Source organism: Sphingomonas aquatilis (genome assembly GCF_014196115.1).
Taxonomy (GTDB): domain Bacteria; phylum Pseudomonadota; class Alphaproteobacteria; order Sphingomonadales; family Sphingomonadaceae; genus Sphingomonas; species Sphingomonas aquatilis.
Genome location: NZ_JACIDB010000014.1, coordinates 1 through 25107 on the forward strand (window position 1 = coordinate 1; position 25107 = coordinate 25107).

Here is a 25107-nt window from a genome sequence, read left to right on the forward strand (position 1 = left end):
TTCCACAGCCCCGCTGCCATCATCATCTGCCGCAGCGTCTCGCACGAGATTCGGATGCCGTGCCGCTCGGCCAGATACTCGCGCGCGAGCGTCGGCCCGAAGCCGCTATACTGCTCGCGCACGAGGCTGACGACCTGATCACGAACGGCATCGCCGTAACGCCGGTTGCTCGGACGCCCACGCTTGCGGGATATGAGCCCGGCTGCGCCGTCCTGCCGAAGTCGCTCCAGCAACCGGTAGATCTGTCGACGCTCAAGCCTCAGCAGCGCCATCGCGTCCGCCACCCTGATCTCACCGCGGTCGAGCCGCATCAGCGTGTCGTACCGGCTCACCTCGGCAGCACTCATTGTCAGCACCGTCATCGCTTGCACATCCTCGCTGCCGAGGATGGCCATGACACCGGCGACCCGCTGGCACTCGTTGTGCCTTTTCTATCTAGCGGAGGAGTGTCATTTCTACTTAGCACCTACAATTTGCTAGTCCGATAACATTGATTATGTTAAATGCAGAGCTTTTTGGATTTAGACTTTATGGATGGAGACAGGTCTGACGGACGTCTGACGATCTCGAACGCCGCGTTATGAACCCGCGTCTTCAGCCTCGATTGCCGCAACATCCATGTCTGGCGCCCGTACTACCTCAAGCGCGACGTTGGCGATCTCGACCGCGGTGATCTGAAGCTGCGTGATCGGCGTCGACGGCGCGTCCACACGCTCGAGGCCGTTCTCAGATATCTTGACGAGGAATCGGTCGACGTCGTTCAGGACGACGAACCTGATCGATTGTTCCTCGTCCAGCGCGAGCTGCTGGACGGTGCCCTCGTATGCGATCGTGAAGCACTCGTGGCTCGTCTTTGTCAGCACATAGGCGACGACAAACGAGTCTCCCTTCTTGACCGCTTGGACGGCCGGGTTGAGCCAGCCGAACGCGATCGCGTCGGTCTTCCCGCTAACTGCTTCCCGCTGCACCAACCAGTGCGCGATCGAGCCCGTCGCGGCTCCGATGAGGAGCATCGCGAAAAGCCACATTTCCAGCGCGAGGTCGGACGCATCGCGTGCCCCAGCGCCGCCGCGGGCGAGCGCGCGATAGATATTTGGATCGAAGCCGGGGTCGAAACAGACGCTTGTCGCCCGGCACCATGCCGCCTGGGCGGCGAAGAAGCCGGTTCCCAGAAGGTGCCCTGCGATGGTGCCGAACACCACGATGAACAGCGTCACCGTAGAGTTCGGCCGGTCCGGGGTTGGGCTGAGGAAATCGGTGCGCTCGCCGACGCGCCACCCTGCCCAGAAGCAGAGCCCCAGGAAAAGCAGCAGCAGTGCGAGGAACAGCGAGTAGCTGAACGTCACGGCCGTTACGCCGTGGCGGGAACCGCTACATCCTTGCTGTCGCGGTCACCGCCAGCGCTTGGATCGACCACATATACGCCGTTCTCGACGCGCGAGGCCTGACGCACGGCCGCCCACGTGCCGAACCTCCCCTTCACCTGCCGGGCCAGCCGCATAGATTTGGCAGTGTTCACGCGCCTGTCATTCTCCAACGCCTTAGATAGCGAATAATTCGTGAACATCCAACACGTGGCCGGGCGACGCCGGCCGGTGCTGTCGAGCCTACAGTCGGTCCTTAAGCGCCTTGGCCGGCGTGAATGTGATTTTCTTCGACGCCGCGATCGTGATCGCCTCGCCGGTCGACGGATTGCGCCCGGAGCGCTCGGGCGTGTCCTTCACCTTGAATTTGCCGAAGCCGGGAAGCGATATCTCCTCACCCTTGGCGGCCGCCTCCGCGATACCCTCGAGGAGCCCAGCCATGACCTCGAGGGCCTGCTTCTCGGTGACGCCCCGCTTGGCGGCAACGTCCTTGGCCAGATCCTTGGTGTTCATCGTCAAGCACGCTCCCCTTCATCTGTCGCTGTAGCGACCTGAAGCGATAATCGCGTCAGCGCAAGACAGGTAGCGCTCGACGATCCAGCTGACGCCTGGGGAGGCCGGCCACGCAGGTTGAAACCCGTAGGTTTCTCAAAGCGCAGAGCACAAGCCGGATTAGCCGGCGGGACCACATTAGCGTGGCTCGCTTCGGCAAACGTCGCATCAGCCGCCTGCCTTGACGGCGTGCCGGCCACGCGGTTTGGCCGCAATCGCTATGCTCGACAGATCGGTCGCGCGGTCGATTGGCACGCCCGCCGCTTTCCGCTCTGAGTAGCGATCAACAAGCTGAACCGCGTGCGGGCGCAGCAGCACCGTGAACCGCACCAGTTCCTCCATCATATCCACGATCCGGTCATAGTAGCTGGACGCCTTCATGCGCCCCGCGTCATCAAACTCGTTGAACGCCTTGGCAACGCTCGATTGGTTCGGGATCGTGATCATTCGCATCCAGCGACCCAGCACGCGCAGCGTGTTGACGCTGTTGAACGATTGCGATCCGGCCGACACCTGCATGACCGCCAGCGTGCGCCCCTGTGTCGGACGCATCCCGCCCATAGAAAGCGGCAGATGATCGATTTGAAGCTTCATAATGCTCGTGATCTGGCCATGCCGCTCCGGGCTGCACCACACCTGCCCTTCCGACCATAAGGACAGCTCGCGCAGCTCGTGGACGGCCGGATGGTCGTCGCCAGCATGTTGGTCAGGCAGCGGCAGGGTCGATGGATCAAAGATGCGCGTCTCGCAGCCGAAGAACCGGAGCAGGCGTGCCGCTTCCTCAACGCACAGCCGGGAGAAGGACCGTTCGCGCAGCGAACCGTAGAGCAGAAGGATACGCGGCGCGGGATCGAGCGGGCCGAGCCTCACGGCGGGTCGCTGGATGGCATAGGCCGGATCGAGCGCCGGCATGATATTGGGATCGGCGAGCGTGCGGAGCGGCATCAGAGGGCTTTCACGAGGTAGGCGGCCGACGCGGGGCACAGTGCGGTGAATTCGCGCGATGCGGCGATGGCCGAGGGAGCAGCGCCGCGATCGGCATCGGCATAGCCGAGCGCCCGGAAGAATGGTGCGGCCGTGGTCGTCAGGAGGTGCAGGCGCTCCACCCCGAGGTCGTGTGCCTGTCGTTCGAGGGCGGCGACCAACACCCGCCCGAGGCCATGTCGACGTCGATCGGACGACGACGATCGAGCGGAGCAAGCGGTCGGACCCTTCTCCCTCGAGCCCACCGAAACCGACGAGGCTATCGGCCTCAATCCGGATGATCAGGCGGCCGGGATCGGCGATATCGGCACTCGGCAGGTCCGCGGCATCGAGCAATTGTGCCAAGCCAGCCAGACCGGCAGGTTCGAGCAACGTGGCGACCGTTCTGGTCATGCGATGCTAATCCTGATTGCAAGCGCCGCGAGCGTGATGAGCAGCACCGGTACGGTGAGCGTGACGCCGACACGGAAGTAATAGCCCCATCCGATCCGCACGCCCTTTTGCCCGAGGACATGGAGCCAGAGCAGCGTCGCGAGTGAGCCGATCGGCGTCAGCTTGGGGCCGAGATCGCAGCCGATCACATTGGCGTAGATCATCGCTTCCTTGATCGCGCCGCTCGCGTGCGTGGCGTCGATCGAGAGCGCGCCCACCAGCACCGTCGGCATATTGTTCATAACCGACGACAGGACCGCTGCGATGACGCCCGTTCCTAGCGCCGCGCCCCACACGCCGCCTTGCGCGGTGCGATCCAGCAGTGCTGCCAGATGGTCGGTCAGGCCGGCGTTTCGCAGGCCATAGACGACCAGGTACATGCCGAGCGAGAAGATCACGACCTGCCAGGGTGCGCCGCGCAGCACCTTGGCCGTTGGGATCACATGGCCTCGCCCCGCGATCACCAGCAGCAGGATCGCGCCGGCAGCGGCGACGGCGCTGACAGGGACGCCGAGCGGTTCGAGCAGGAAGAAGCCGGCGAGCAGCAGTGCAAGAACGATCCAGCCCGCGCGGAATGTCGCGGCATCGCGGATCGCGTCACGCGGCGCGCGCAGCGCGCCTACGTCATAATCCGCCGGTATGTCGCGCCGGAAGAACAGCAGCAGCGCGCCAAGCGTCGCTGCGATCGACACCAGGTCGACCGGCACCATCACGGACGCATAGTCGCCGAACCCGATCCGGAAGAAGTCGGCCGACACGATGTTGACGAGGTTCGACACGACCAGCGGTAGGCTGGCGGTGTCGGCGATGAACCCCGCCGCCATGACGAACGCCAGCGTCGCCTTGTCGTTGAAGCCCAGCGCCCGCAGCATGGCGATGACGATCGGCGTCAGGATCAGCGCCGCGCCGTCGTTGGCGAACAGCGCGGACACCGCCGCACCGAGCAGCACGATCAGAACGAACAGCCGGCGACCATGCCCCCTCCCCCAGCGCGCGACATGGAGCGCCGCCCATTCGAAGAATCCGGTTTCATCGAGGAGTAGGCTGATAACGATGATCGCGACGAACGCGGCTGTCGCGTTCCAGACGATGCCCCACACCACCGGCACGTCGGACAGCGTGACGACGCCTGCAAGCAGCGCCACGACGGCCCCGCCCATCGCGCTCCACCCGATCCCGAGGCCTTTGGGTTGCCAGATGACGAGCGCGATCGTCGCAACGAAGATCAGGACAGCAAGGAGCATCAGGCGACGCGCTGGCCCGATGCGTCCACCACTTGCTCGCCGTCTTCCTTTGCGAACGCTCCGAGCTGATTGGTCGGCAGCAGGTCGAGCACGGCTTCGGAGGGCCGGCAGAGCTTCACGCCGAGCGGCGATACGACCAGCGGCCGGTTGATGAGGATCGGATGCGCCATCATCGCGTCCACCAGCGCGTCGTCGGATAGCGACGTGTCGCCCAAGCCCAACTCCGCATAGGGCGCCCCCTTCTCGCGCAGCAGTTCGCGGGGTGTCATGCAGGCGCGATCGATCAGCTCGACCAGCAACGCGCGGGCTGGAGGGGTTTTCAGATACTCGACCACGTGCGGCTCGATGCCGGCGTTGCGAATAAGGCCGAGCGTGTTGCGCGACGTGCCGCACTCGGGGTTGTGATAGACGACGACATCGACGGCCACAGGGCGTCCTTTCAGCAGCAGGGGGTGAGTTCGGCGACGAGCGGCGCGCACAGCTCCGCATTGCCGGCGCAGCAGTCCTTGACGAGGAACAGCGTCAGCGCGCGCAGGCCGTCCAGATCGACACGGTAGATGATCGAGCGGCTATGCCGTGCGGAGCGGACCAGGCCAGCGCGGGCGAGGATGCCGAGGTGCGCCGACAGGGTGTTCTGCGGCACGTCGAGCTGACGCGCGATATCGCCGGCAGCCAAACCATCCGGTTCGTGCCGTACCAAGAGGCGGAACGTGTCAAGGCGCGTTCCTTGTGCAAGAGCACCCAGCGCCGAGATGGCATCCTCGTTTTCCATATATCCAGCATAATGGATATGCTTGGTGTGTCCAGCCCCGTATACCCTGCCTTACCGGTCGTTGGCCGGGATGGTTGGGGCCAGGGCTTGGTTGATGCGACAAGCAGCGACCCTGTTGCGGCTACCAGTATTTTGAGATTGCGCGGAATTGCTCCACCGCGACTTTCGTGCCCTCACCTTCTTCGGCATGAACAGGGCAATGATCGATATGATCGTTGATAAACGCTTGCTTGGCGCTGGCGATGATCTCGTAATGATGAGCGCGATCGGGAAGCATCTGGAAGATGGTCAGGACGAGGAACAGGCCATCGCCGATGGCGCGATGGAACGGGTGCGTCCGGTCCTGATGACCGCGATGGTGGCGTCGCTCGGGTTGTTGCCGATGGCGCTTGCCACTGGAACTGGCGCCGCGGTGCAGCGGCCCTTGGCGATCGTCGTGATCGGCGGTCTAATCACATCGACCGTGCTGACCCTGCTGGTGCTGCCGGCGATCACCGCCTGGGTGTCGCGGTTGAGGCCGCGACGCCGGACGGACACGGCCTTATCCTCGGCCTGACAGTCGCGAGAGTGGGAGGCGTTGCGGTTCTGTTCCGCGACGCCTCCCATCCTTCACCGACTAACGATGAAGATGGTCCTCGTCCCCGCATTGACGATCTGACCCTTCGGTCTGGATCGTGCTATGCTCGATCTCGTATTTTTCCAGAAGGACGGCCTGGACAGCGGTGCGAGTGGCATCGACGTCCGCGCCCTCCTTCAGCACGACATGGACCGTGCAACTCACATCGTCGTTGCTCATCGACCAGACGTGAAGATCGTGGAGGCCGGCGACGCCGGGAACGCCGGCGATTGCCGTGCGGACCTCGCCGAGCTTCAGTCCACCCGGCACGCCTTCGAGCAGCACGTTGGTCGTATCGCGGAGCAATATCCACGTCCGCGGCAGCACCCACAGCCCGATCGCTACTGCGACGATGGGATCGATCCAGGTAAAGCCGGTGAACTTGATGGCGAGCGCGCCAAGAATCACGCCGATCGAGCCGATCATGTCGGCCCACACCTCCAGATAGGCGCCCTTCACGTTGAAGCTGGCGTCCTTGCCCGCTGTCAGCAGCCGCATCGAAATCAGGTTCACGACGAGACCGATCGCCGCGACCGCCATCATGCCCCAGGACTGGACTTCCTGCGGCGCATTGAAGCGTTTGATCGCCTCCACGAACACATAGATAGCGATGACGAACAGCAGCACGGCGTTGAACGCCGCCGCCAATATCTCGAACCGCCGGTAGCCGAACGTCCGCTTTTCGTCGGCTGACTTGCCGCCGAGCTTGATCGCCATCAGCGCGATCACGAGCGCCGCGACATCGGTCATCATGTGCGCGGCGTCGGAGAGCAGCGCGAGACTGTTGAAAACGAACCCGCCGATTACTTCGGCGACGAGATAGGTGGCGGTCAGCCCCAGCGCCCAGGTGAGCATCTTCGCGTTGGCGCCCGCCGTATGGTCGTGGCTATGGCCGGCTGCGCCATGATCGTGCGGCATCAGGAAGTTTCCCAAGTTTCAGAAATGAACGGCCCCACAACCCGTTCGAGAAGGGGTGCGCAGATTGAGTTACGATAAACCCTCACGTTGTAACGCTCCGGGTTCGATAATCATGACCAGAGCGATACTCGACGTCGATGTGTTCCACTCTCTCAATAGGCACATCGGCGATCGACGCGCTGAACGGCACTAAACGCCTTACCCTTGTTGAAAGAGTGCCGTTCCAACGTGTGTCGACGCTGTATGGGTTAGCCAAGTCCTTGATGAATGCGGTGACATGGAGATGACCTCCAAGTCCGGGGCTGACCTGAGCCCTCCAGATTGGTCCGTTCTTTGTGAGAAATTCCCGGTTAGGTTTGGCAGATGCCGGACGAGGGAATCCGTCAATGAAGAAGTTGAGGTTCAGCGAGCAGCAGATCGCGTTCATCCTCAAGCAGGCCGAGGATGGAACGACCGTGGAGGAGGTGTGTCGGAAAGCCGGCATCTCGATCCAGACGTACTATCGATGGCGCAGCAAATACGGAGGTCTGATGCCGTCGGAGATGAAGCGCCTGAAGGTGCTGGAGGAGGAAAATGTCCGGCTGAAGCGGCTGGTGGCGAACCTCAGCCTGGACAAGGAGATGCTGCAGGACGTCATCCGCCGAAAAATGTAGGGCCTGGTCGAGCCCGGGAGATCGTCGGCTATTTGCAGGCGAGCTACCAGGTCAGCGAACGGCGAGCCTGCGGCGCGTTTCCGATCAATCGATCGACCCAGCGCTATCAGTCCCGCCGCCTCGATCAGGCCGGCCTCAAGATGCGGATCAAGGAGTTGGCTGCGACCCGTGTTCGCTACGGGTATCGACGCATCCATGTGCTGCTCCGGCGGGAAGGCTGGGAGATCAACCACAAGCGCACTCATCGGCTGTATCGCGAACTCGGGCTGCAGCTGCGCAACAAGACGCCCAAGCGCAAGGTGAAGGCGAAGCTGCGCGATGACCGGACGCCGGCGACGGCGCCCAACGAGTGCTGGTCGATGGATTTCCTGTCGGACCAGCTGTTCGACGGGCGCAAGATCCGGGTGCTGTCGATCGTCGACAACTTCACGCGCGTGTCGCCAGCGCTCGATGTACGGACGAGCTATCGTGGCTCTGACGTGGTCGAGACGCTCGACCGCATTGCCGCAGCACACGGTCGCCCCAAGCGCATACGTCTGGATAATGGGCCGGAATTCATCTCGAAGGATCTCGATCTATGGGCCTATCAGCATGATGTAGTGCTGGACTTCAGCCGCCCCGGCAAGCCGACCGACAATGCGTTCGCGGAGGCGTTCAATGGCCGCGTTCGGGCCGAATGCCTCAACGCATACTGGTTCTTGAGCTTGGACGACGCACGGGTAGAATGTGAGGCGTGGCGGCGCGATTACAACGAGCACCGTCCGCATAGCTCCCTCGGCAACCAGACCCCGATGGAGCGCGCTTTTTCGTCAGGGCAGGCATGCCTGCCCTGACGAAAAGAGAGCCGGTTTTCTCATAAAGACCGGACCTAAGACGGGGTGAGGCTCACCATGATCCAGACTGTCATAGTCGATGGACCACTCAGAAGGGGGCAGCTCAGCCATCAGAAGTTGCGCCAGCACCGATTGCCAGGTGGGGAACACGCCTAGAACCGACAGCCGTGGCACGTCCGTGAGCGGCGCGATGTTAATAAGGCCGGCTTCCTGGAGCGCGGCGACGCCTTTGCCGGTGCCAGCCGATTCCGACAAGGGTTATCCGCACCATCATGTGACTTGCCATGGCGACCACATCGGCGTGCCGGTGACGCCCGCCCCCGTGTTCTCGGCGAGCGCAATGCGCGTGTGCCCGCTGTCGTGGGATCAAGGGTCGATCACGCCCGCGACGAGCGACCCGGCTTTACGGCCTCCACAAGCCTGACGAACCCCTAGCACCTGTGCGCGCGCACGGGCTTCCAGGTTTGTCAGGAGACGATCATTCATGTCCCGTGTCATCGCGGCCCTTATGGCCATCGCGTCAGGCGCTTCGATAGCGCAGGCGCAAACGGCCGCGCGGCCATCCCAGGCCGCTACCGATCCGCCCTTCATCCTTGAACGCGCGCTCGCACCGGGCGGCGCTGCATTCCATCCGCTGGTGGTCAGCAATGCCGGCGTGCAGGCCGTGACCGCACGCCGGGTCGTCGTCGCCCTTCGCCCCAGTTTCGAGATGGGAAAGCACAGCAGCGAAATTAGGGCTTGCTCCTCTAGAGACTGTAGGTTGCATGAGCGCAACCTGCGACATGAATCGCGGGAAATCGGATGAGCAAGCACCAAGTTCGACAGAAAAGCTGGAAGAGGAAGAGCCTAGTCGCAGTTCTGCTCCTCGCATTCCCCGTGTCGGGATCACTGGCGCAGACGTCCGCACCGTCATCGGCCGTGCCTTCGGAGCCTCCCTTCACCCTTGAGCGCGCTCTGGCGCTTGGCGGCGCCGTTTCTCCTTCGATTGCGGCCGGAACTGCAGGCGTACAGGCCGCGACGGCTGGTCGCCGCGTGGCGGCGCTTCGCCCCAACCCCGAGATCGTCGTCGAAACCGAGAACGTCGCCGGCAGCGGCGAATATCGCGGACTCCGCAGCGCGGAAACTACCGCGGGCTTGGCGCTTCCGATCGAGCTTGGCGGCAAGCGATCGGCGCGAGTCGCGGTCGCGGACGCGCAGATCGACCGGGCGCGGATCGGCGCGGCCATCGCGATCGCCGACCTCACACTCTCAATCACGCAGAGCTACATCGAGGCTGCGGCGGCCGAGCGGCGGTTGATTGTCGCACGCGAGCAAGCCGGCCTTGCGGCTGAGGGCGCGCGGGCGGCACGGGTGCGTGTGACAGCAGGCGCGGCGTCGCCGATCGAGCAACAGCGCGCCGAGGTGCTTCGCATCAACGCGGAGACCGCGGTGGAACGGGCCGCGCGCACTGCCGAGGTGGCGCGCGCGAACCTGGCGAGGCTGATCGGCCAGCCCGTGACCGGGCCGCTGGATACGGCTTGGTTCGAGCGGATCGGCGGCTACGGACCCACCCAGCTTATCTCGGCCGAGGGCACGCTGGCGCTGGCAGCGGCCAATGCTGACGCGCGCACCGCGAGCGCCCAGGTCCGGCTCGCGCGGGCGCAGCGCATCCCCGACGTGACGGTGAGCGCGAGCGCGCGCCGACTTGAGGCAACGAACGATGTGGCGGCGGTATTCGGCGTGTCGGTCCCCTTTCCGGTGTTCAACAATGGTCGCGCGGCCATTGCCCAGGCCCAGGCACAGGCAACCCAGGCGGAGGCGCTACGCCGGGTGGCGTTGCTAGAGGCCGATCGGTCGATCGCGAGCGCGCAGGCCGAGCTTGCCAATGCCGCGACGACCGCGCGCACGGCGGGAGGACCGGCGCTGACCGCAGCCGCGGAGGCCGCCCGCATCGCACGCCTCGGCTACGCGGCGGGCAAGTTCAGCCAACTCGATCTTTTGGAGGCCGAGCGGACGCTTCGCGAAACGCGCGCCGCAGCGATCGACGCCCTTGCCACATACCGCGACGCGGAGGCCCGCCTGGCGCGGCTCACCGCGCCAGCCACCCTATCGGCCGAGCAGACGCCCTCGAGTGCGCGCCCCGCCATCCCCGGAGATATTCGATGATCTTATCTGACAAGCGTTTGTTGGGCGGCGTGGCAGCGGCGGTGCTCGTTGCGGCGGCGGGCGGGTTCACCGTCGCACGATGGACGGCCGACACCCCGGCCGCGCCCGCGCCCGAGGGTGGCAAGTCCGAGGCGGCCGAAGCGGAGGCGGCGCCGAGCGATACGCTCCCGATGAGCGCCGAGATGATGAAGAGAACGGGCGTCACCACCGAAACCGTCAATCCAGGCGGGTTGGCGGCCGAGATCGTGGCCCAGGCGACGGTCGCACCGTCGCCCACGGGCGAGGCGATCGTGACGGCGCGCGCGGGGGGCGCGGTGACGCGGGTATTCAAACGATTGGGCGATCCTGTCAGACGCGGCGAGGCGCTGGCGATCGTCGAAAGCCGCGACGCCGCCCAGATCGCGGCCGACCGGACAGCGGCCGCGGCGAAAGCGACTCTTGCCCAACGCAACCTTGCGCGCGAACGCTATCTTTACGGCCAAAAGGTCTCGCCGCGTGTTGACCTCGAAACGGCGCAGGCGGAAGCCGCATCAGCGGCGGCCGAGGCGCGGCGTGCGAGCGTCGCGGCAGGAGCGGCCAATGTCACCAGCGACGGGCGCGGCGTCGTCGTCGCCTCTCCAATCGCGGGACGCGTGACATCGGAAAATGTCAGCCTGGGCGCGTTCGTGCAACCGGAGACCGAGTTGTTCCGCGTCGCCGATTCCAGTCAGATACAGATCGAGGCGGCGGTTGGACCTGCGGACGCGCAGCGGCTCGCGCCTGGTGACAGGGCGATCATCGACCTGCCAGACGGATCCACGACCAGCGCCCGTGTTCGCGCCGTGACGCCGACCTTGAGCGGCGAAACTCGCGCTGCGACCGCGGTGCTCGACGTGATCGGCGGTCGGCTTCAGCCGGGCTTGGCCGTGCGCGTGCGGCTGTTTCCGAGCCGCAGCGGTGCATCGACCGCGATCGTGGTGCCCGAGGAGGCGGTGCAATCGCTCAATGCTCGCGACGTGGTGTTCGTCCGCACGCCCAAGGGGTTCAAAGCCGTCCCCGTCACCACCGGGCAGCGCAGCGCCGGCCGCATCGAGATCGTGTCCGGTCTCGCATCGGGTCAGACCATCGCCACCAAGAACGCATTCCTGCTCAAGGCCGAACTCGGCAAGGGCGCGGGCGAGGAAGAATAACAGATGATCGTCAATCTCATTGCGCTGGCTGTCCGCGCGCGTTGGGCGGTTCTGTTCATAATTTTGGGGATCGCCGGCATCGGTGTTTGGCAGCTCACCAAGCTGCCGATCGACGCCGTGCCCGACATCACCAACAACCAGGTGCAGATCAACACGGTCGATCGGCGTCTTTCGCCGGTCGAAATGGAAAAGCTCGTCACTTATCCGATCGAGACCGCGCTTGCCGGCATCCCCGGCCTAGAGACGACCCGATCGATTTCGCGCAACGGTTTCAGCCAGGTCAGTGCGATCTTCTCCGAAGGCACTGACCTCTATTTCGCGCGGCAGCAGGTAGGCGAGCGGCTGACCCAGGCGCGCGACACGCTTCCCGATGGTGTCCAGCCGCAGATCGGCCCCGTGACCACCGGGCTCGGCGAAATCGTGATGTATACGGTCCGCTTCGCCAATCCGGGAGGAAAAGGAGCCAGGAGCGCGAACGGCCAGCCCGGCTGGCAGTCTGACGGGAGCTATCTGACGCCGGAAGGCGAGCGGCTGACCAACGAGGTTGAACAAGCCGGATACCTGCGCACCGTGCAGGACTGGATCGTCCGGCCGCAGCTACGTTCTGTTCCCGGCGTGGCCGGCGTCGACTCGATCGGCGGATATGCCAAGACGTTCGTGGTCGAACCCGATCCGGTGAAGCTCTCCACCTACGGCATCTCCTACAGCGAGCTTGGTGAGGCTCTGGAGAACGCCAATCTGGCGGTAGGCGCTAACTACTATAATCGCGGCGGTGAAGGCTATCTCGTGCGCCTCGACGCGCGGGTGCGCTCGGTGGACGAGATCAAGAACGCCGTCGCTGCCACCCGAGGCGGCGTGCCGATCACGGTGGGACAGATCGCCAACGTTGAGAGCGGGGGCGATCTTCGCACCGGCGGGGGCAGCGTGAACGGCAAGGAAGCCGTGATCGGCACCGTTTTGATGTTGATCGGCCAAAACAGTCGGATCGTCGCGCAGGACGTGGCCGCGAAGCTGGATCAGATCGGGAAAACATTGCCGCCGGGCGTCGAAGTCGAGATCGTGCTCGATCGCGCCAAGCTCGTCAGTGCCACGGTCGCGACGGTCGAACGTAACCTGACCGAGGGCGCGATCCTTGTTGCCGCGGCGCTATTTCTGTTGCTCGGCAATTGGCGCGCGGCGCTGATCGCGGTGCTCGTGATCCCGTTCTCGTTCCTGATGATGGCGATGGGGATGAACGCCTTTCGCGTCCCCGGAAACCTGATGAGCCTGGGCGCGCTCGACTTCGGCCTGATCGTCGATGGCGCGGTCATCATCATCGAAAACTGCCTGGCGAGGCTCGCGCACCGGCAGGAGCATGAGGGGCGGCTCCTCACCCTTCGCGAGCGGCTTGAGGAGACCATGCGGGCCTCCCAGGAGATGATTAAGCCCACCGTGTTCGGGCAGGCAATCATCCTGCTCGCGTTCGCGCCGCTGCTCATGTTCACCGGCGTTGAGGGCAAGACCTTCTCGCCGATGGCGATCACGATCATGCTCGCGCTTGTCGCCGCGTTCATCCTCGCGCTGACCTTCGTGCCCGCGATGGTCGCGCTGCTGATCCGGGGCCGCGTCGCCGAGAAGGAAGTGTGGCTGATCGCCAAGACCAAGGCACGCTATCTACCGCTCCTCGACAAGGCAATTGCGCGCCCGTGGCCGTTCATCCTTGGCGGCCTGGCATTCTTTCTGGCGGCGATCCCCGCGTTCGGGCTTCTGGGAAGCGAGTTCATCCCCCAGCTCGACGAGAAGAACATCGCGCTCGCGTCCACACGCGTGCCATCCGTCAGCCTGGAACAGTCGTTGGTGATGCAGCGCGAGGTTGAAGCGGCCGTCACCAAGCTGCCCGAGGTCGAATTGATGTTCTCGAAAACCGGCACGGCCGAGGTCGCGACCGACCCCATGCCGCAGAATATGTCGGACGGGTATGTAATTCTTAAGCCGCAGGATCAGTGGCCGGCAGGCGTCCATACCAAAGCGGACGTGATCGAGCGGATTGAGAAAGCGTCTCGGGGTCAGCTCGGTCAGCTCTACGAGATGAGCCAGCCGATCCAGCTCCGCTTCAACGAGCTGATCGCCGGCGTGCGCGGAGACGTCGCGATCAAGCTCTACGGCGACGATCTCGACAAGATGGCGCAGACCGCTGGCGAGATGGTCCGCATTCTACAGTCGATCCCCGGAGCGGGCAGCGTCAAGGCCGACCAGGTTGGCGGTGCGCCCACGCTCGACGTCAAGCTCGATCGCGCCGCCATCGCGCGCTACGGCCTGACGGTTAGGGAAGTCGCCGATACCGTCTCCGCGGCGTTGGGCGGTCGCGAATCCGGGTTGCTCTACGAGGGCGACCGGCGGTTCGACATCACCGTGCGGGTGCCCGAGGCTACACGAATCAACCTCGATGAAATTCAGGCGCTACCGGTGTTGCTGCCCAGCGAAGCCGGCCAAGCGCGCCAGCAGGTGCCGCTTGCCCAGGTGGCGCAGATACGCGTCACCGAGGGGCTGAATGAGATCAGGCGCGAGAACGGCAAACGTCGCCTCGCCATCCAGGTCAACCTCTTAGGTCGCGATGCCGGGTCGTTCGTCACAGAGGCACAAGCCAAGATCGCGCGGGTGAAGCTGCCTGCCGGTTATTATCTTGAATGGGGCGGACAGTTCCAGAGCCTCCAGGATGCGAGCCGCAGGCTCGCGGTCGTGGTGCCCTTGTGCTTCCTTGCCATCTTCGGGTTGCTTTACATGGCGTTGGGCGGGTTCGCGCGCGCCGGGGCGGTATTCTTGGCCGTGCCCTTAGGGCTGGCGGGCGGTGTGTTCACGCTCGCGCTGACCGGCATCGCCTTTTCGGTGTCGGCCGCGGTCGGGTTCATCTGCCTTGCCGGCGTTGCCGTGCTGAACGGACTGGTCGTGATGACCGCGATCCGGGAGCGTATCGAGAACGGCGCGCCGATCGCCGAGGCGATCCGCAACGGCATGGCGGACAAGATGCGCGCGGTTGTCATGACCGGGTTCGTGCCGGCGATCGGCTTCGTGCCGATGGCACTCGCGCACGGCACCGGCGCCGAGGTGCAAAAGCCTTTGGCGACGACGGTGATCGGCGGCCTAATCGCCGCCACCATCCTGACGCTGCTCGTCCTTCCCGCCATTGCGCGGGTGGTGCTCGGCTGGGGCGAGCGGGCGAGCAAGCGCGGTGATCCCGCACGGCATGATCCCGAACCGCACGACGGCGGGGGAGCGCACCAGCTCCCTGGACCGGGCACGATATGAAAATGGAGCCAAGCATGAACCAGCAAGCCAGACTGCTCCGCATCTACACCGACGAGGCCGCCTATGTCGGAGATCGCAAGGTCTATGAGGTTGTCGCCTCTCGGGCGCGAGACGCCGGGCTTGCCGGAGTGACGGTCCTGGAGGCGCTCATCGGATTCGGCCGATCGGCGCACGTCCACCGTCGCCATGTGCTCGAAAGCGACCGCGCCGTGGTCGTCGAGATCGTCGACGAAGACCCTAGGCTGCGTTCGTTTGCGACCCAGCTCGCCGACGTTCCGGAGATCGGACTGATTACCTTGGAGGCGGTCGAGATCATTACCCCGACGGCCGACGCTGACCACAACGGAGGGGCGAAACGATGATGAGGCAAGTCGATCTCTTCCCTTCGGAGGCGCATCCAGCATCGTTGCGCCGCTTCGTCATGCTGGTCGCGCTAACCGCGCTTGCCATGATCCCAGCCATTATTCTGAGGATCGAGGGGTGGCGGCCAAACCCTCTGCTCGACGCCATGCTGTTCGGCGCTGCCATCCTGGCAGCCGGCTTCTACCTGTCATGGGGAGCGGAAGCCGCGGAGTCGCGCATCTCCGCGGGCCTGATCGTCGCCATCGTGGCGCTGATCACCGTGCTCCCGGAATATGCCGTGGACTTCTACTACGCCTACTCGGCTGGGGCTAATCCAGGGTCCAATTACGTCCACTATGCGGCAGCAAATATGACCGGTGCGAACCGGCTGCTGGTCGGCATCGCCTGGCCGCTTCTGGTGCTGCTTCATTGGCGCAAGACAGGCGAACGCGCAATTTCGCTTTCTAGCGCCAACCGGGTCGAGATCCTCTTCCTCCTCGTGCCCAGCCTTTATGCGTTCAGCGTCCTCTTGAAGGACGCAATCAGCATCGTCGATACGGTCCTGCTCATTGCTTTGTTCGGCCTGTATATGTGGCGAGCGAGCGACAAGGGTGAAGGCGCGGGCAGCGACGACGACGATGATGACGAGCCCGGTCCTGCGGCTGCGCTCACCCTGCTCTCTCCGACGCGCCAATGGCTTGTCATGGGCGGACTGACCTTGGTGGCAGCCGCGGTAATCCTCGCGTCGGCGGAGCCGTTCGCCGAAGCGATGGTCGACTCCGGCCGTCAGCTCGGGTTCGACGAGTTCCTGCTGATCCAATGGCTCGCGCCGCTCGCCAGCGAAGCCCCCGCGGTCACAGTCGCCATTCTCTTCGTGTTGGCGAGGCGGTCCGAACAGGGCTTAGCGACGATGATTTCCGACAAGATCAACCAGTGGACCTTGCTGGTCGGCATGTTGCCCCTCGCCGTCAGTCTAGGTGCGGGCCAGCTTTCGAGTTTACCACTCGACGCGCGCCAGCATGAGGAGTTCTTCCTGACCGCGGCGCAGTCGCTGTTCGGCATCGCCCTCCTACTTCGCCTCGGGCTGAGCTTGCTTGGGGCGGCAGCGCTTGCCGGGCTATTCATCGTTCAGGTCGTGCTCGCTGTAGCCTGGCAGGGTGATGAGGCACGCACTGTCGCCAGCTTGACCGCACTCGGCTGGTTTTACATCGTGCTCGCCGGCGGGCTCTTTGCTTTGAACGCCAAGTATCTGGCGGGACTCGTGGGTGCCATTCGACCTCAAAGGCATCGGGGAGAAAATGCATGATGTTTCGGCAATGACGATGGAACCGTTGGCAGGATGAAACAGCGGCACCCCGTCGTCCTCGATCGCGATTACGTGCCGCGCTGGGCCGCCCCGAGCTGACCGGTCTATACGATCATGCGATAGCGTTGCTGACGCGCGAGCGCCGATGGCGAACCGCGCTGCTGCAATTGGCGGCCCCCAGCCCGAGCGAAACGATTCTAGATGTAGGATGCGGGACGGGCAGCTTCGCAATCATGGTGAAGCGGCAATGCCCGGCCGCGCGCGTTATCGGGGTGGACCCCGACCCGTCCGTGTTGAAGATCGCCCACGCGAAGGCAGCCAAAACGCGCGCCGCGATCGAATGGACCGAGGCGATGGGTGACGAGCTGGCGAGGACCGGGATCGAGCCGGTCGATAAGGTCGTGTCGAGATTGATATTCCATCAATGCCCGCTTGTCATAAAACGGGCGATCCTTGACGCGATATTTGACGTTCTGCGGCCAAGCGGCGCGCGTTTCGTTGCCGACTATGGCGAGCAGCGCAGCCGGACGATGCGGGCTCTGTTTCGGCAGATTCAGCGCCTCGACGGGTTCGCGAACACCCAGCCGAACGCTGATGGCGTGCTACCCCGCATGTTCGCCGCGGCGGGGTTCGATCGCGTGATCGAGCGCCAGTCGATATCAACGCCGACCGGCTCCATTTCTATCTACTCGGCACACAAGCCTTAGCTCGGTATCAGCCGAAAAGGCGGGGGCGGACGGTTGCCTCCATCAAGGGCGCCTGTCGCGAGAACTCTCTGTCATCACGGCCCTCCGTCCGTAGCTGCCGGGCGTTCAGCGCCATTCCGGCGAAACGCTTCTGCCGTCGATCCTCTTGCGGGTAAGTATGGCCCGAGCAGCAGTAGCCCGACCCCGAGCGAAATCCACACGTCGGCGAGGTTGAAAACGAAGGGGTGCCAGCTCCCGAAGTGCAGCCCGAGGAAGTCGGTTACAGACCAGCGTGCGGCGCGGTCGATCAGATTGCCCACGGCGCCGGCCGCGGCGACCGCTAAGGCCGTGCGCTGCCAGCCCTGCGAGCGGTAGGCCCACGCGACAAGGCCGAGGGTCAGGATTGCCGTGAGCCCGATCAGGAGGGCGCGCCCGACGTCGCCATCAGAGGCGAGCAGGCTGAACGACACGCCCTCGTTAAAGGTCAGGCGCAGCGAGACGAAGGGCAGGAAATCGCCCGCCGGCCCATAGGGTTCGAGCGCAGCCCGCGCCCATGCCTTGGTCGCCAGGTCTAGCGCGGCCCCCGTGGCGATCAGCAGCGTGGCCGTGCCCGCTTTCATGTCCGCTGCGTACCCGCGAGGTCCTGGCGCCCGTCGCGGATGCGCGACATGCCGGCCAGTGTGCGCGAGCGAAGCGGGGGCAAATGCGAGCCTCGCCTAGTGAGCCGTCGCCGGGCCGGAACCCGAGCGAGATCGGTTGCGCCGATTCCAGGCAAACCCCACTGCGATGGCGACCGCCATCAGGAGTTGCGCCAGCACCGATTGCCAGGTGGGGAATAACCCTAGCATCGACAGCCGCGGCACGTCCGCGAGCGGTGCGATGTTGATAAGGCCGGCCTCCTGGAGAGCGGCGACGCCCTTGCCCGCAAGCACGACGGTCAGAACGGCCATGAGCCAGGAGCTATAGCGGAAGAACTGCGCGATCGGCAGCTTGCGGCTGTAGCGGAGCATTGCCCAGGCGATCACACCAAGCAGTCCAATGGCCGATCCGGCGCCGGCGAGCAGCATCCCGTTGTCACCTTGCGCGGAGAGAGCGGCGTAGAACAGGATCGTCTCGAAAACCTCGCGATAGACGACCACGAAGGCGAGTCCGAACAGGAACCAGCCCGACCCGCCCGAGAGCGCCCGCGACATCTTCTCGCGAATATAGCGCTGCCACTGATCGGCTTGCGCCTTACCGTGCATCCAAATCCCGACCGAGAGCAGCACGAACGCGGCGAACAGCGAGCCGAACCCTTCGGTCAGCTCCCGGCTCGCGCCGCTGATCCCGATTGCATAGGTGGCGACCGCCCAGGTGATTCCGCCCGCGATGATCGCGCTGACCCAGCCGCCATGAACGTAGCGCAGCGCCTCGCCGCGGTCGGCTTTACGCAGGAATGCGATCATGGCGACGACGATGAGCAGGGCTTCGAGCCCTTCACGCAGCAGGATCGTGAACGCGCCCAGGAACGTGGACGCCTCGGTGGCGGCATCGGGCGCGAGCGCCGCTTCTGCATCATCGAAAAAGCCGCCCAGCACCGTGACCTTCTCCGCGAGATCATCGGGCGATGCGCCCCGGTCGATCGCGGCGCGGAACTCCCCCATGGCGCCCTCGATTCGGCCCATCAGCGTCGCGTCGCGCGCGGTGAGCGTTGGTTCGATCGGCTCGAACCCATCGAGATAGGCTGACAGCGCCAGCTCTTTTGCCATCCGCGCATCGCCACGCCGGGCAGCGGCCACGCTTTCGGCGAGTTTGGCGCGGGCGACCGCGAGCGAGCCGGGAGCCTGTTGCATCACCTGTTCAGGGTGGCGACGCAGGAACGCGAGCACGGCGTCAGCCTTGGCGTCGCCGATCGCCGCGCCGAGCGCGGCCGGGGTGAGTGCGACCAGGGTTTTCAGGTCCGGGATGCGACGGCGAAGGGTCGGATCGGATTTCCACAGCCGCTCGCCTTCGCGCGCCTGCGCGTCCGTGAAGGCGAAGCTCCCGGCTCGGAATGCTACCGCCCAGCGCTGATCGTTCGGCAGATCGGCGAAGCTCTGCATCGCCGTCCCGTCGATGCCCTGCGTCACCACCTGATAGAGCGCGAAGACGCTGCGCTGGCGCGCACGTTCGGCATCGGTAAAGGCGATCGGGGGTGTCGCGAGCTTGGCGGCGTCGGGGCCACGGCCGTTGCCCGTCATGCCGTGACAGGACGCGCAGGATTGTTGGAACAGGGCATGGCCGGAGACGAGGTTCGGAGCCTTATCGGGCGCGAGCGGCACCGGGTAGGCGCGCAGCAGATCGGCCGCGAGCCCGTGCGCCAGTGTTGCCACCTGTTCAGTCGATCCCTTTTCCGCGATTACCGCTTGGAGGTTGGCGGCCCGCTGAATGAGGGCTTGGCGCTCCGGCTTCGCCGGCAGGCCTTGAAGCCGTGTCGAGACCGACGCGGCAAACTCATTCATTTCGGCGTATTCCGACGCGCTCTTGATCCGACCGTTCGCGACCGCGCCTCCATAATCGACGGCCATATAGTCGAGCAGCCGCCATGCGGTTTGCACGTCGCCGGGTTCGGCGAATGCCGCAGCAGGGATCAGCAGCGCAGCGAGCGCGGCGAGCAGCCGCAGCGAGAGCATTGCCCGGATCAAGGTGAGCAGACGCACTACTGCTCTCCCAGTTCGCGCCGAGCGCCAGTGACGATTTCATAAGCGGAGTGGAGGAACAGGAGGGCGATGAGGCCGGCGACGGCGAGGTCCGGCCAGGCGCTTCCTGTCCACGCCACCAGACCGGCCGCGGCGATCACCGCGACATTGGCGAGCGCGTCGTTGCGGCTGAACAGCCAGATCGCGCGAACATTGGCGTCCCCTTCCCGGAAACGCGCAAGCACCAAGGCGGACACGACATTGATCGCGAGCGCGACAACGCCGATTGTGCCCATCAGTTCGGCATCCGGCGCGGTTGCGTTCAGGGCGCGCCAAATCGCGAAACCGATTACGCCCACGCCAAGCGCACCGAGAAACAACCCCTGCGTCAGCGCGACCTTTGCCCTCGCCCGTGCGGACCAGGCAAGCGCGAGAAGACCGATAAGGCTGATCGACCCGTCCCCGAGAAAATCGAGGGAATCCGCTTTCAGCGCTTGGCTATCGGCGATGAACCCGCCGAACAGCTCGGCGACTCCGAAGCCGAGGTTGAGCACCACGACGGTCAGCAGCGCACGGCGATAGGCCGGATCGGTTTGCGCGCGCGCGGGCTCCCCGTGGCACCCGCAGCTTTCGGTAGAAGCATTCATGCGGCCTTCCTTACCACCTCCAGTCGCTGTAGAAGCAAGCGAAATGTGCGACACGTTCGCATTAGCAAGGATGGCATGATGAAGCCGGTGATGATTGGGCAGCTCGCCAGCGAGACGTCGACAAAAGTGACGACGATCCGGTTTTATGAGTCGATCGGGTTGCTGCGCTCCGCCCCGCGCACGGCGTCGGGCCGTAGAACCTATGATGCCAGCGACATCGAGCGTTTGCACTTCATCCGCAACGGTCGCCGGCTCGGCTTTTCGGTCGACGAAATACGATCGTTGATGGGGCTGGCGCAGAACCCGGACCAGGATTGTGGTGCCGCCTCAGCTATCGCTGCTCAGCACCTCAAGGATGTTGAGGAGAGGCTGGCGCAACTCGCGGTGTTGCGGGATGAGTTGGCAATGCTCAGCCAGAGCTGCACCAAGGCGCGCATGGCCGATTGTCGGATCATGAAGGCGATCGGCAAAGGCCACCCTCAAGCCGATCAGTAATAGTCGGCTAGCCTGAGGTCGCGCACATCACCCGAGGCCATCGTCAGCTTTACGAGGGTGCCAGCAGGCCGGGAGCGCACTTGCCAGAGCTCCCCACGCGTATAGTTCGCATCGATCGAATGGCCGTTCACCGCCACGATCCGGTCGCCGACCGCCCAGCCAGCCTTTTCCGCGGGACTGTTCGCCGCCACATGAACGACGGTGAGCGCCGTTGGTGAGGCTGCGAGGCCAAGGCCGCTACGGTCCTTCAGCATCGGCAGGCGACGACGAGGACCGAGTGGCCGGAGCCACACGAATCCGGCGGTCACGTCGAACACCACGTCGAATTGAGCGATCAGCGGTAGGCCGACATTGCCAACCGTGCTGGTGGAGAGCCAAGCTCTCATCCCGAGTGTGGGGACGTTCGAGACGCCAAGCCCTTCAATGTTGATGTTCTGGGTTGTGAAAGCATCGTTGACTCGCACGCCATCGACGCCGCCGATCGCCGCGGTCGAGACGAGCTTCCCGTTCAACAGCCCTTGATCGCGGGCATAGGCCGACGAGAGCATCAGCGCGGCCGAGCTGCCAAGATCGATCATCAAGGGCACGGGAGACAGGCCCTCGACGGAGGCCCGGATGAACAGCTCCTGCTTGGCACCGCGTCCGAGCGCGACAGCGCGCCAGTCGGGGCCGGCGAGAAACGTGCCTGACTTGACGACCGCCATACGCCTGTTCGCGAAATCGAGCGCGATGCAGCTGCCCGTGAACATATCGGCACCGAGGAGAACGTCGATCGGTCGTCCGAAGGCCGCCGACACTGAACTCAGATCACCAACAACGGCAAAGGGTAAGCGACGGGTTTCGCGGGCGAGCTGTACGTCGATGTCGCGGACCAGCAGCACCGGGGCCTTGGCGCTCAGCCCGCTAATCATGCGCCGCTCACCATTGTTCAAGCCGAGCTTCGCCGCGAGCGCCGTGCTCATGATCGACGCGCCGCTGCCACTGTCGAGCACCGCCCGCGCCGGCACTCCGCGCACTTGTGCCGAAACAAGGAGGGTATCACCCGTGCCGACTTCCAGCGGCTCCCATTCGAGGTGAGCCGCGCCGAAGTTCCACGAGGCCGCAGACCGGGAAGTCTGTCGCGCGAGCGTTGGAGAACCGAGCACCAAGCCGGTTCCACAGGCCACCAGCCGCGCCACTAATGAGCGTCGAGACATACCGATTGCTTCAACACGGGCCGTCAAAAAGCCACCTCCAGCCCCCCGTCCGCAGGAGAGCAAATTGCGGTTACATGCTCTAGCAACTGGAGGAGCAAGGGTTTTTGAAGCGCCCGAAATGCTATCCTGTTCAAATGCCCTCTCGAAAATGAGCAGTTGAGGCAGGTCAGGAACCGGTCGAATAAGACCGAAGTAGGCAATTTCGCTTGCGCGACCTTGGCGAGCAGGACCCCAGTTCACGAAGAAACGTGAAGCTATCGCCTCACCCGCAGCAGCCCGCCACAGTCCCGTTTGCTTTCGCTTCCTGGATCGGAGGGCATGGGACATCGCCAAATGAGCAGAACACGCAGCAGTCGCCAGCCAGGGGCCGCAGCACCACCGCGCAATGCCGGCAATCATAGAAGAATTGGCAGGCGTTGGTGGGCATCCTTTCGGTGGCCACCCCGCCGCATTTGGGACAGGTCAGGGTTGAGGTGAGCTGCATCAGGAAAGCGCGTTCATCAGCGGCGCTTCTAGGAGGTCCCAGGCGAACGCGATAAGCGTCAGAACCGTTCCAATCGCGAGCAGGATAGGTGTCGCGCGCGAGGGCAGCGGCATTGTGCAGGACCGGTCCCCAGCACAGGACCTCCGCCGCTGCGCGTAGGCCCACCACCCAGCAGCCAAGCCGATGAGGGAGGTCGCCGTTAGCGGCCACCGTAGTGGTATCAGCGCGGCGAAGTTGCTGGACAGGCCCGCCCCCAGGCCGAGCGCCGCGAGTGCGAGGGGCAGGACGCAGCATGACGCCGCAGCTAGAACAGCGGCTAAGCTCGCAAGCGCGCCGAGGGCGGATAGCCCCGTGTCGGCGCGACGTCGTGACGTTGGTGCGCCTAGGGGTTCACGCGGGATGGTCTCTTGGTTCATCTATCGCCTCTAGCGGGTTAGCCCGTTATGCATCCTGTAGTGACTACAGGAGCAAGCAATATATGCGCGTTGAGGAAAGCATCACGATCGGCGAGCTGTCTCGCCGGACTGGCGTGAATATCGAGACGATCCGGTACTTCGAGCGCGTTGGTGTTCTCGCAACGCCACCCCGCACAAGCGGCGGGCGGCGGGTATATGGGACCGGTCACGTCCGCGCACTTGGGTTCGTCCGTCGCGCGCGCGAACTCGGCTTCTCCCCGGCCGAGGTGCGCGCGATCCTGTCTCTTGGCGGTTCTGCGCAGGCGTCATGCAGTGAGGTCCGCGAGATCGCGGCTCACCATCTAGAGCGTGTGCGCGCTAAGATGGAGGATCTGGCGCAACTAGAAAGCCTGCTGGCTGCGACCATCGACCGTTGCGAAGGCGACGGGGCGGCGAGGTGCGCCGTGATCGACTTGCTGAACCAACATTCGACTGCGTAGATGTCGCATCGCACCCCGTACTCGCGCAAACGGTCGATAACGGAGCCGATCACCATCACCACGGCACGCGGCCCTAGCCACCTATGTGGACGTTGCGCATCACGAAGCCGCTTTTCGGAAGCGCTGGCAGCCTGGCGAAATCGATGCTCAGGTCTTGGTCCGGTACGTCATAGCGCATCGCGTTGACGAGGAGGTGTGCCGCCACCTTCATGATCGCGAGGACGATCCATTCGCCGGGACAGCGATGGCCGAGATAGTGATCGCCGCCGCCCTGCGGAATGAAGTTGAAGGAGTCTTCGTCCCAAGCCCTGAAACGCTCAGGGCGAAACTCCTGGGGGTCGGCCCAGGTCGCTGCGTCGTGATTGCTCCCATAAAGGTCTAGCACCACTTGACGCCCTTCCGGAAAGGCCATCCCCTCCCACTCGAAATCTTGGCTCGCGCGCGCCACCACAGCGGGAAAGAAGGGATAGAATCGGCGGACCTCTTGGACGAAGAGCTCGGCATAGTCCGGCTGCTGAACCAAGGCCGCCCTGATCCCTGAACAGGTTTGCAGCGCGTGGGCGACGAAGGTGATGTACACTGCGATCGCGACGGTCGGGCGAAGGACATTTACCAGTTCGACCGCTGCGACGTGCGGCGAAAGAAGATCGTCGTGCCGGTCGCGATGCCAGGCTATCGCGTAAGCCGCGGTCCCCGAGCCCGAGCCGATGCTCCCGGCCCGAATGCCTTCAATGATCCGCTTCGCCCATGCGTCGACGCGACGACGGGCCAGCCGTGACCAAAGATGCCTTGGGCTCGCCGAGCCGGCGGCGTCGAACAGCGCCCGCAGCTCGCCCGCGCGGTTGCCGGCTTCATCGTCCGGAAGAGGAACTCCCGCCCAAGCGCATACCGCTCGCGTCAGCGGCTCATGCAACTCGTCATAGAAGACGATCTCTCCTTTGCGCGTCCAGCCCGGCACCGCCCTGCGCCACTCGGCCTCGAACAATTGCGCCAGCGCCCGCACGCGCTCTGGTGTCATCAGGCCCATGAACATCTGCTTGCGGTGCCGATGGGTCTCGCCGTCCAGACCCTGAACGCCGCCTTGGCCCAGCAGTGTCTTCTGAATAGCGACCGGCATGGCACCTTCGCGCTCGAAGCGGGTCGTATCGTAGAAGATTTCGGCGGCCTTGGCCCCCTTAAGGCAGTTGGTCTTTTTCAGCAGGAAACGGGATTCAAAAGCGTTTGCGCCTAGGCGCTGGCACTGCCTGGAGATGAACCGATAGGGATCGGCGAGGAGAGAAAGGGTTTCGTCCGGGCCTTTCGTGTGTGGTGTCTTAGGCATGACCGGTCCGGTGATTGTTGGGTCTCCTTTGATTAACTCGGAGGAATATCACGGGTTGCAGGCTCACGACAGGTGACGAACGAGGACGATCAGGGCGGAGCAGGCGCGGCC

Annotated in this window: 26 protein-coding genes and 2 pseudogenes; 11 read left to right on the forward strand and 17 right to left on the reverse strand. The window is 64.4% G+C overall.

Going from position 1 to position 25107, the window contains the following annotated elements; genetic code table 11:
* The 8 genes from GGR47_RS17550 to GGR47_RS17585 form a co-directional block, all read right to left on the reverse strand.
* The coding region (locus GGR47_RS17550) for a helix-turn-helix domain-containing protein (RefSeq protein ID WP_246343130.1) at positions 1-395 on the reverse strand (395 nt) is incomplete at its 3' end.
* A gap of 183 nt (positions 396-578) precedes the next feature.
* Positions 579-1346: a hypothetical protein gene (locus GGR47_RS17555; RefSeq protein WP_042469218.1), complete on the reverse strand. Its 768-nt coding sequence runs from the start codon at positions 1344-1346 to the stop codon at positions 579-581.
* Between the two features lie 261 nt (positions 1347-1607).
* Positions 1608-1877 carry an HU family DNA-binding protein gene (locus tag GGR47_RS17560; protein WP_042469217.1) on the reverse strand — a complete coding sequence of 90 codons (270 nt, stop codon included), beginning with the start codon at positions 1875-1877 and terminating at the stop codon, positions 1608-1610.
* A gap of 207 nt (positions 1878-2084) precedes the next feature.
* A complete protein-coding gene (gene arsH, locus GGR47_RS17565) occupies positions 2085-2861 on the reverse strand; it encodes an arsenical resistance protein ArsH (RefSeq protein WP_042469215.1) in 777 nt (258 codons plus the stop codon).
* Positions 2861-3064 (reverse strand): GNAT family N-acetyltransferase, encoded by a 204-nt coding sequence (locus tag GGR47_RS19195; protein ID WP_338112067.1) that lies wholly within the window; start codon positions 3062-3064, stop codon positions 2861-2863. The genes arsH and GGR47_RS19195 overlap by 1 nt, the downstream gene beginning before the upstream one ends.
* Positions 3065-3289: 225 nt before the next feature.
* Positions 3290-4576 carry an arsenic transporter gene (locus tag GGR47_RS17575; protein WP_042469213.1) on the reverse strand — a complete coding sequence of 429 codons (1287 nt, stop codon included), beginning with the start codon at positions 4574-4576 and terminating at the stop codon, positions 3290-3292.
* The gene (gene arsC / locus GGR47_RS17580) at positions 4576-5004 is read right to left on the reverse strand and encodes an arsenate reductase (glutaredoxin) (RefSeq protein ID WP_064311251.1); all 429 of its coding nucleotides are present in this window, start codon (positions 5002-5004) and stop codon (positions 4576-4578) included. Before arsC ends, GGR47_RS17575 begins: the two co-directional genes overlap by 1 nt.
* An 11-nt stretch (positions 5005-5015) precedes the next feature.
* Entirely contained in the window at positions 5016-5348 is a 333-nt protein-coding gene (locus GGR47_RS17585; RefSeq protein WP_042469209.1) for an ArsR/SmtB family transcription factor, read from the reverse strand.
* Positions 5349-5595: 247 nt separating this feature from the next.
* On the opposite strand from GGR47_RS17585, the pseudogene GGR47_RS17590 reads away from it, so the two are divergent.
* Positions 5596-5904, forward strand: a pseudogene (locus GGR47_RS17590) (efflux RND transporter permease subunit); the annotation flags it as partial.
* 60 nt (positions 5905-5964) lie between these two features.
* Here GGR47_RS17590 and GGR47_RS17595 read toward each other — a convergent pair.
* The gene (locus GGR47_RS17595) at positions 5965-6882 is read right to left on the reverse strand and encodes a cation diffusion facilitator family transporter (RefSeq protein WP_064311253.1); all 918 of its coding nucleotides are present in this window, start codon (positions 6880-6882) and stop codon (positions 5965-5967) included.
* A 386-nt stretch (positions 6883-7268) separates the two neighbouring features.
* Between GGR47_RS17595 and GGR47_RS17600 the strand changes: the two genes are divergently transcribed.
* A protein-coding gene (locus tag GGR47_RS17600) for an IS3 family transposase (protein WP_147036294.1) occupies positions 7269-8368 on the forward strand; the annotation gives its coding sequence in 2 pieces (ribosomal slippage) (positions 7269-7530 and positions 7530-8368; 1101 coding nt in all).
* On the opposite strand, the pseudogene GGR47_RS19400 reads toward GGR47_RS17600, so the two are convergent.
* Positions 8345-8602 (reverse strand): annotated as a pseudogene (locus tag GGR47_RS19400) (hypothetical protein); the annotation flags it as partial. The gene GGR47_RS17600 and the pseudogene GGR47_RS19400 sit on opposite strands and share 24 nt — an antisense overlap.
* A 250-nt stretch (positions 8603-8852) precedes the next feature.
* Here GGR47_RS19400 and GGR47_RS17605 point away from each other — a divergent pair.
* The 7 genes from GGR47_RS17605 to GGR47_RS17635 all read left to right on the forward strand — a co-directional run bounded on the left by GGR47_RS17605 (position 8853) and on the right by GGR47_RS17635 (position 17322).
* The gene (locus GGR47_RS17605; protein WP_147036290.1) at positions 8853-9173 is read left to right on the forward strand and encodes a hypothetical protein; all 321 of its coding nucleotides are present in this window, start codon (positions 8853-8855) and stop codon (positions 9171-9173) included.
* Entirely contained in the window at positions 9170-10513 is a 1344-nt protein-coding gene (locus GGR47_RS17610) for a TolC family protein (protein WP_064311256.1), read from the forward strand. The genes GGR47_RS17605 and GGR47_RS17610 overlap by 4 nt, the downstream gene beginning before the upstream one ends.
* Positions 10510-11682: an efflux RND transporter periplasmic adaptor subunit gene (locus GGR47_RS17615; protein WP_064311257.1), complete on the forward strand. Its 1173-nt coding sequence runs from the start codon at positions 10510-10512 to the stop codon at positions 11680-11682. The genes GGR47_RS17610 and GGR47_RS17615 overlap by 4 nt, the downstream gene beginning before the upstream one ends.
* Before the next feature lie 3 nt (positions 11683-11685).
* The gene (locus GGR47_RS17620) at positions 11686-14967 is read left to right on the forward strand and encodes an efflux RND transporter permease subunit (RefSeq protein ID WP_084445250.1); all 3282 of its coding nucleotides are present in this window, start codon (positions 11686-11688) and stop codon (positions 14965-14967) included.
* A gap of 14 nt (positions 14968-14981) precedes the next feature.
* On the forward strand, positions 14982-15329 hold the full coding sequence (locus GGR47_RS17625) for a DUF190 domain-containing protein (protein ID WP_064311318.1): 348 nt from the start codon (positions 14982-14984) through the stop codon (positions 15327-15329).
* A complete protein-coding gene (locus GGR47_RS17630; protein WP_198161971.1) occupies positions 15326-16615 on the forward strand; it encodes a sodium:proton exchanger in 1290 nt (429 codons plus the stop codon). Before GGR47_RS17625 ends, GGR47_RS17630 begins: the two co-directional genes overlap by 4 nt.
* Before the next feature lie 125 nt (positions 16616-16740).
* Positions 16741-17322 (forward strand): class I SAM-dependent methyltransferase, encoded by a 582-nt coding sequence (locus GGR47_RS17635; RefSeq protein WP_232318420.1) that lies wholly within the window; start codon positions 16741-16743, stop codon positions 17320-17322.
* 74 nt (positions 17323-17396) lie between these two features.
* On the opposite strand, the gene lspA is transcribed toward GGR47_RS17635, so the two are convergent.
* From lspA to GGR47_RS17650, 3 genes are all read right to left on the reverse strand, one after another.
* A complete protein-coding gene (lspA, locus tag GGR47_RS17640) occupies positions 17397-17921 on the reverse strand; it encodes a signal peptidase II (protein WP_064311259.1) in 525 nt (174 codons plus the stop codon).
* Positions 17922-18017: 96 nt separating this feature from the next.
* Positions 18018-19979 (reverse strand): cytochrome c/FTR1 family iron permease, encoded by a 1962-nt coding sequence (locus GGR47_RS17645; RefSeq protein WP_064311260.1) that lies wholly within the window; start codon positions 19977-19979, stop codon positions 18018-18020.
* On the reverse strand, positions 19979-20605 hold the full coding sequence (locus tag GGR47_RS17650) for a cation efflux transmembrane domain-containing protein (RefSeq protein ID WP_007406842.1): 627 nt from the start codon (positions 20603-20605) through the stop codon (positions 19979-19981). The genes GGR47_RS17645 and GGR47_RS17650 overlap by 1 nt, the downstream gene beginning before the upstream one ends.
* A 78-nt stretch (positions 20606-20683) precedes the next feature.
* On the opposite strand from GGR47_RS17650, the gene GGR47_RS17655 reads away from it, so the two are divergent.
* The gene (locus GGR47_RS17655; protein WP_004212867.1) at positions 20684-21100 is read left to right on the forward strand and encodes a MerR family transcriptional regulator; all 417 of its coding nucleotides are present in this window, start codon (positions 20684-20686) and stop codon (positions 21098-21100) included.
* Here the strand turns inward: GGR47_RS17655 and GGR47_RS17660 are convergent.
* The 3 genes from GGR47_RS17660 to GGR47_RS17665 all read right to left on the reverse strand — a co-directional run bounded on the left by GGR47_RS17660 (position 21094) and on the right by GGR47_RS17665 (position 23196).
* Positions 21094-22296 carry an aspartyl protease family protein gene (locus tag GGR47_RS17660; RefSeq protein WP_082795033.1) on the reverse strand — a complete coding sequence of 401 codons (1203 nt, stop codon included), beginning with the start codon at positions 22294-22296 and terminating at the stop codon, positions 21094-21096. The two genes, GGR47_RS17655 and GGR47_RS17660, sit on opposite strands and share 7 nt — an antisense overlap.
* A gap of 262 nt (positions 22297-22558) precedes the next feature.
* Positions 22559-22780, reverse strand: coding sequence for a GDCCVxC domain-containing (seleno)protein (locus GGR47_RS19310; RefSeq protein WP_081609171.1), 222 nt, complete (start codon positions 22778-22780; stop codon positions 22559-22561).
* Positions 22780-23196, reverse strand: a complete 417-nt coding sequence (locus GGR47_RS17665; RefSeq protein WP_017980799.1) for a mercuric transporter MerT family protein — start codon at positions 23194-23196, stop codon at positions 22780-22782. Before GGR47_RS17665 ends, GGR47_RS19310 begins: the two co-directional genes overlap by 1 nt.
* 62 nt (positions 23197-23258) lie before the next feature.
* Here GGR47_RS17665 and GGR47_RS17670 point away from each other — a divergent pair, with 62 nt between their 5' ends.
* Positions 23259-23675, forward strand: a complete 417-nt coding sequence (locus GGR47_RS17670; RefSeq protein ID WP_017980798.1) for a MerR family transcriptional regulator — start codon at positions 23259-23261, stop codon at positions 23673-23675.
* 73 nt (positions 23676-23748) lie between these two features.
* Here the strand turns inward: GGR47_RS17670 and GGR47_RS17675 are convergent, their stop codons facing one another.
* Positions 23749-24996 carry a cytochrome P450 gene (locus tag GGR47_RS17675; protein WP_017980797.1) on the reverse strand — a complete coding sequence of 416 codons (1248 nt, stop codon included), beginning with the start codon at positions 24994-24996 and terminating at the stop codon, positions 23749-23751.
* Positions 24997-25107 lie beyond the last annotated feature (111 nt).

What these genes read in the sequence shown, in the direction of transcription:
- GGR47_RS17560 (WP_042469217.1), bottom strand. Translation starts at nt 1,877, where the DNA reads ATGAACACCAAGGATCTGGCCAAGGACGTTGCCGCCAAGCGGGGCGTC.
- arsH (WP_042469215.1), bottom strand. Translation starts at nt 2,861, where the DNA reads ATGCCGCTCCGCACGCTCGCCGATCCCAATATCATGCCGGCGCTCGAT.
- GGR47_RS17575 (WP_042469213.1), bottom strand. Translation starts at nt 4,576, where the DNA reads ATGCTCCTTGCTGTCCTGATCTTCGTTGCGACGATCGCGCTCGTCATC.
- GGR47_RS17585 (WP_042469209.1), bottom strand. Translation starts at nt 5,348, where the DNA reads ATGGAAAACGAGGATGCCATCTCGGCGCTGGGTGCTCTTGCACAAGGA.
- GGR47_RS17595 (WP_064311253.1), bottom strand. Translation starts at nt 6,882, where the DNA reads ATGCCGCACGATCATGGCGCAGCCGGCCATAGCCACGACCATACGGCG.
- GGR47_RS17605 (WP_147036290.1), top strand. Translation starts at nt 8,853, where the DNA reads ATGTCCCGTGTCATCGCGGCCCTTATGGCCATCGCGTCAGGCGCTTCG.
- GGR47_RS17610 (WP_064311256.1), top strand. Translation starts at nt 9,170, where the DNA reads ATGAGCAAGCACCAAGTTCGACAGAAAAGCTGGAAGAGGAAGAGCCTA.
- GGR47_RS17615 (WP_064311257.1), top strand. Translation starts at nt 10,510, where the DNA reads ATGATCTTATCTGACAAGCGTTTGTTGGGCGGCGTGGCAGCGGCGGTG.
- GGR47_RS17620 (WP_084445250.1), top strand. Translation starts at nt 11,686, where the DNA reads ATGATCGTCAATCTCATTGCGCTGGCTGTCCGCGCGCGTTGGGCGGTT.
- GGR47_RS17625 (WP_064311318.1), top strand. Translation starts at nt 14,982, where the DNA reads ATGAACCAGCAAGCCAGACTGCTCCGCATCTACACCGACGAGGCCGCC.
- GGR47_RS17630 (WP_198161971.1), top strand. Translation starts at nt 15,326, where the DNA reads ATGATGAGGCAAGTCGATCTCTTCCCTTCGGAGGCGCATCCAGCATCG.
- lspA (WP_064311259.1), bottom strand. Translation starts at nt 17,921, where the DNA reads ATGAAAGCGGGCACGGCCACGCTGCTGATCGCCACGGGGGCCGCGCTA.
- GGR47_RS17650 (WP_007406842.1), bottom strand. Translation starts at nt 20,605, where the DNA reads ATGAATGCTTCTACCGAAAGCTGCGGGTGCCACGGGGAGCCCGCGCGC.
- GGR47_RS17655 (WP_004212867.1), top strand. Translation starts at nt 20,684, where the DNA reads ATGAAGCCGGTGATGATTGGGCAGCTCGCCAGCGAGACGTCGACAAAA.
- GGR47_RS17660 (WP_082795033.1), bottom strand. Translation starts at nt 22,296, where the DNA reads ATGTCTCGACGCTCATTAGTGGCGCGGCTGGTGGCCTGTGGAACCGGC.
- GGR47_RS19310 (WP_081609171.1), bottom strand. Translation starts at nt 22,780, where the DNA reads ATGCAGCTCACCTCAACCCTGACCTGTCCCAAATGCGGCGGGGTGGCC.
- GGR47_RS17665 (WP_017980799.1), bottom strand. Translation starts at nt 23,196, where the DNA reads ATGAACCAAGAGACCATCCCGCGTGAACCCCTAGGCGCACCAACGTCA.
- GGR47_RS17670 (WP_017980798.1), top strand. Translation starts at nt 23,259, where the DNA reads ATGCGCGTTGAGGAAAGCATCACGATCGGCGAGCTGTCTCGCCGGACT.
- GGR47_RS17675 (WP_017980797.1), bottom strand. Translation starts at nt 24,996, where the DNA reads ATGCCTAAGACACCACACACGAAAGGCCCGGACGAAACCCTTTCTCTC.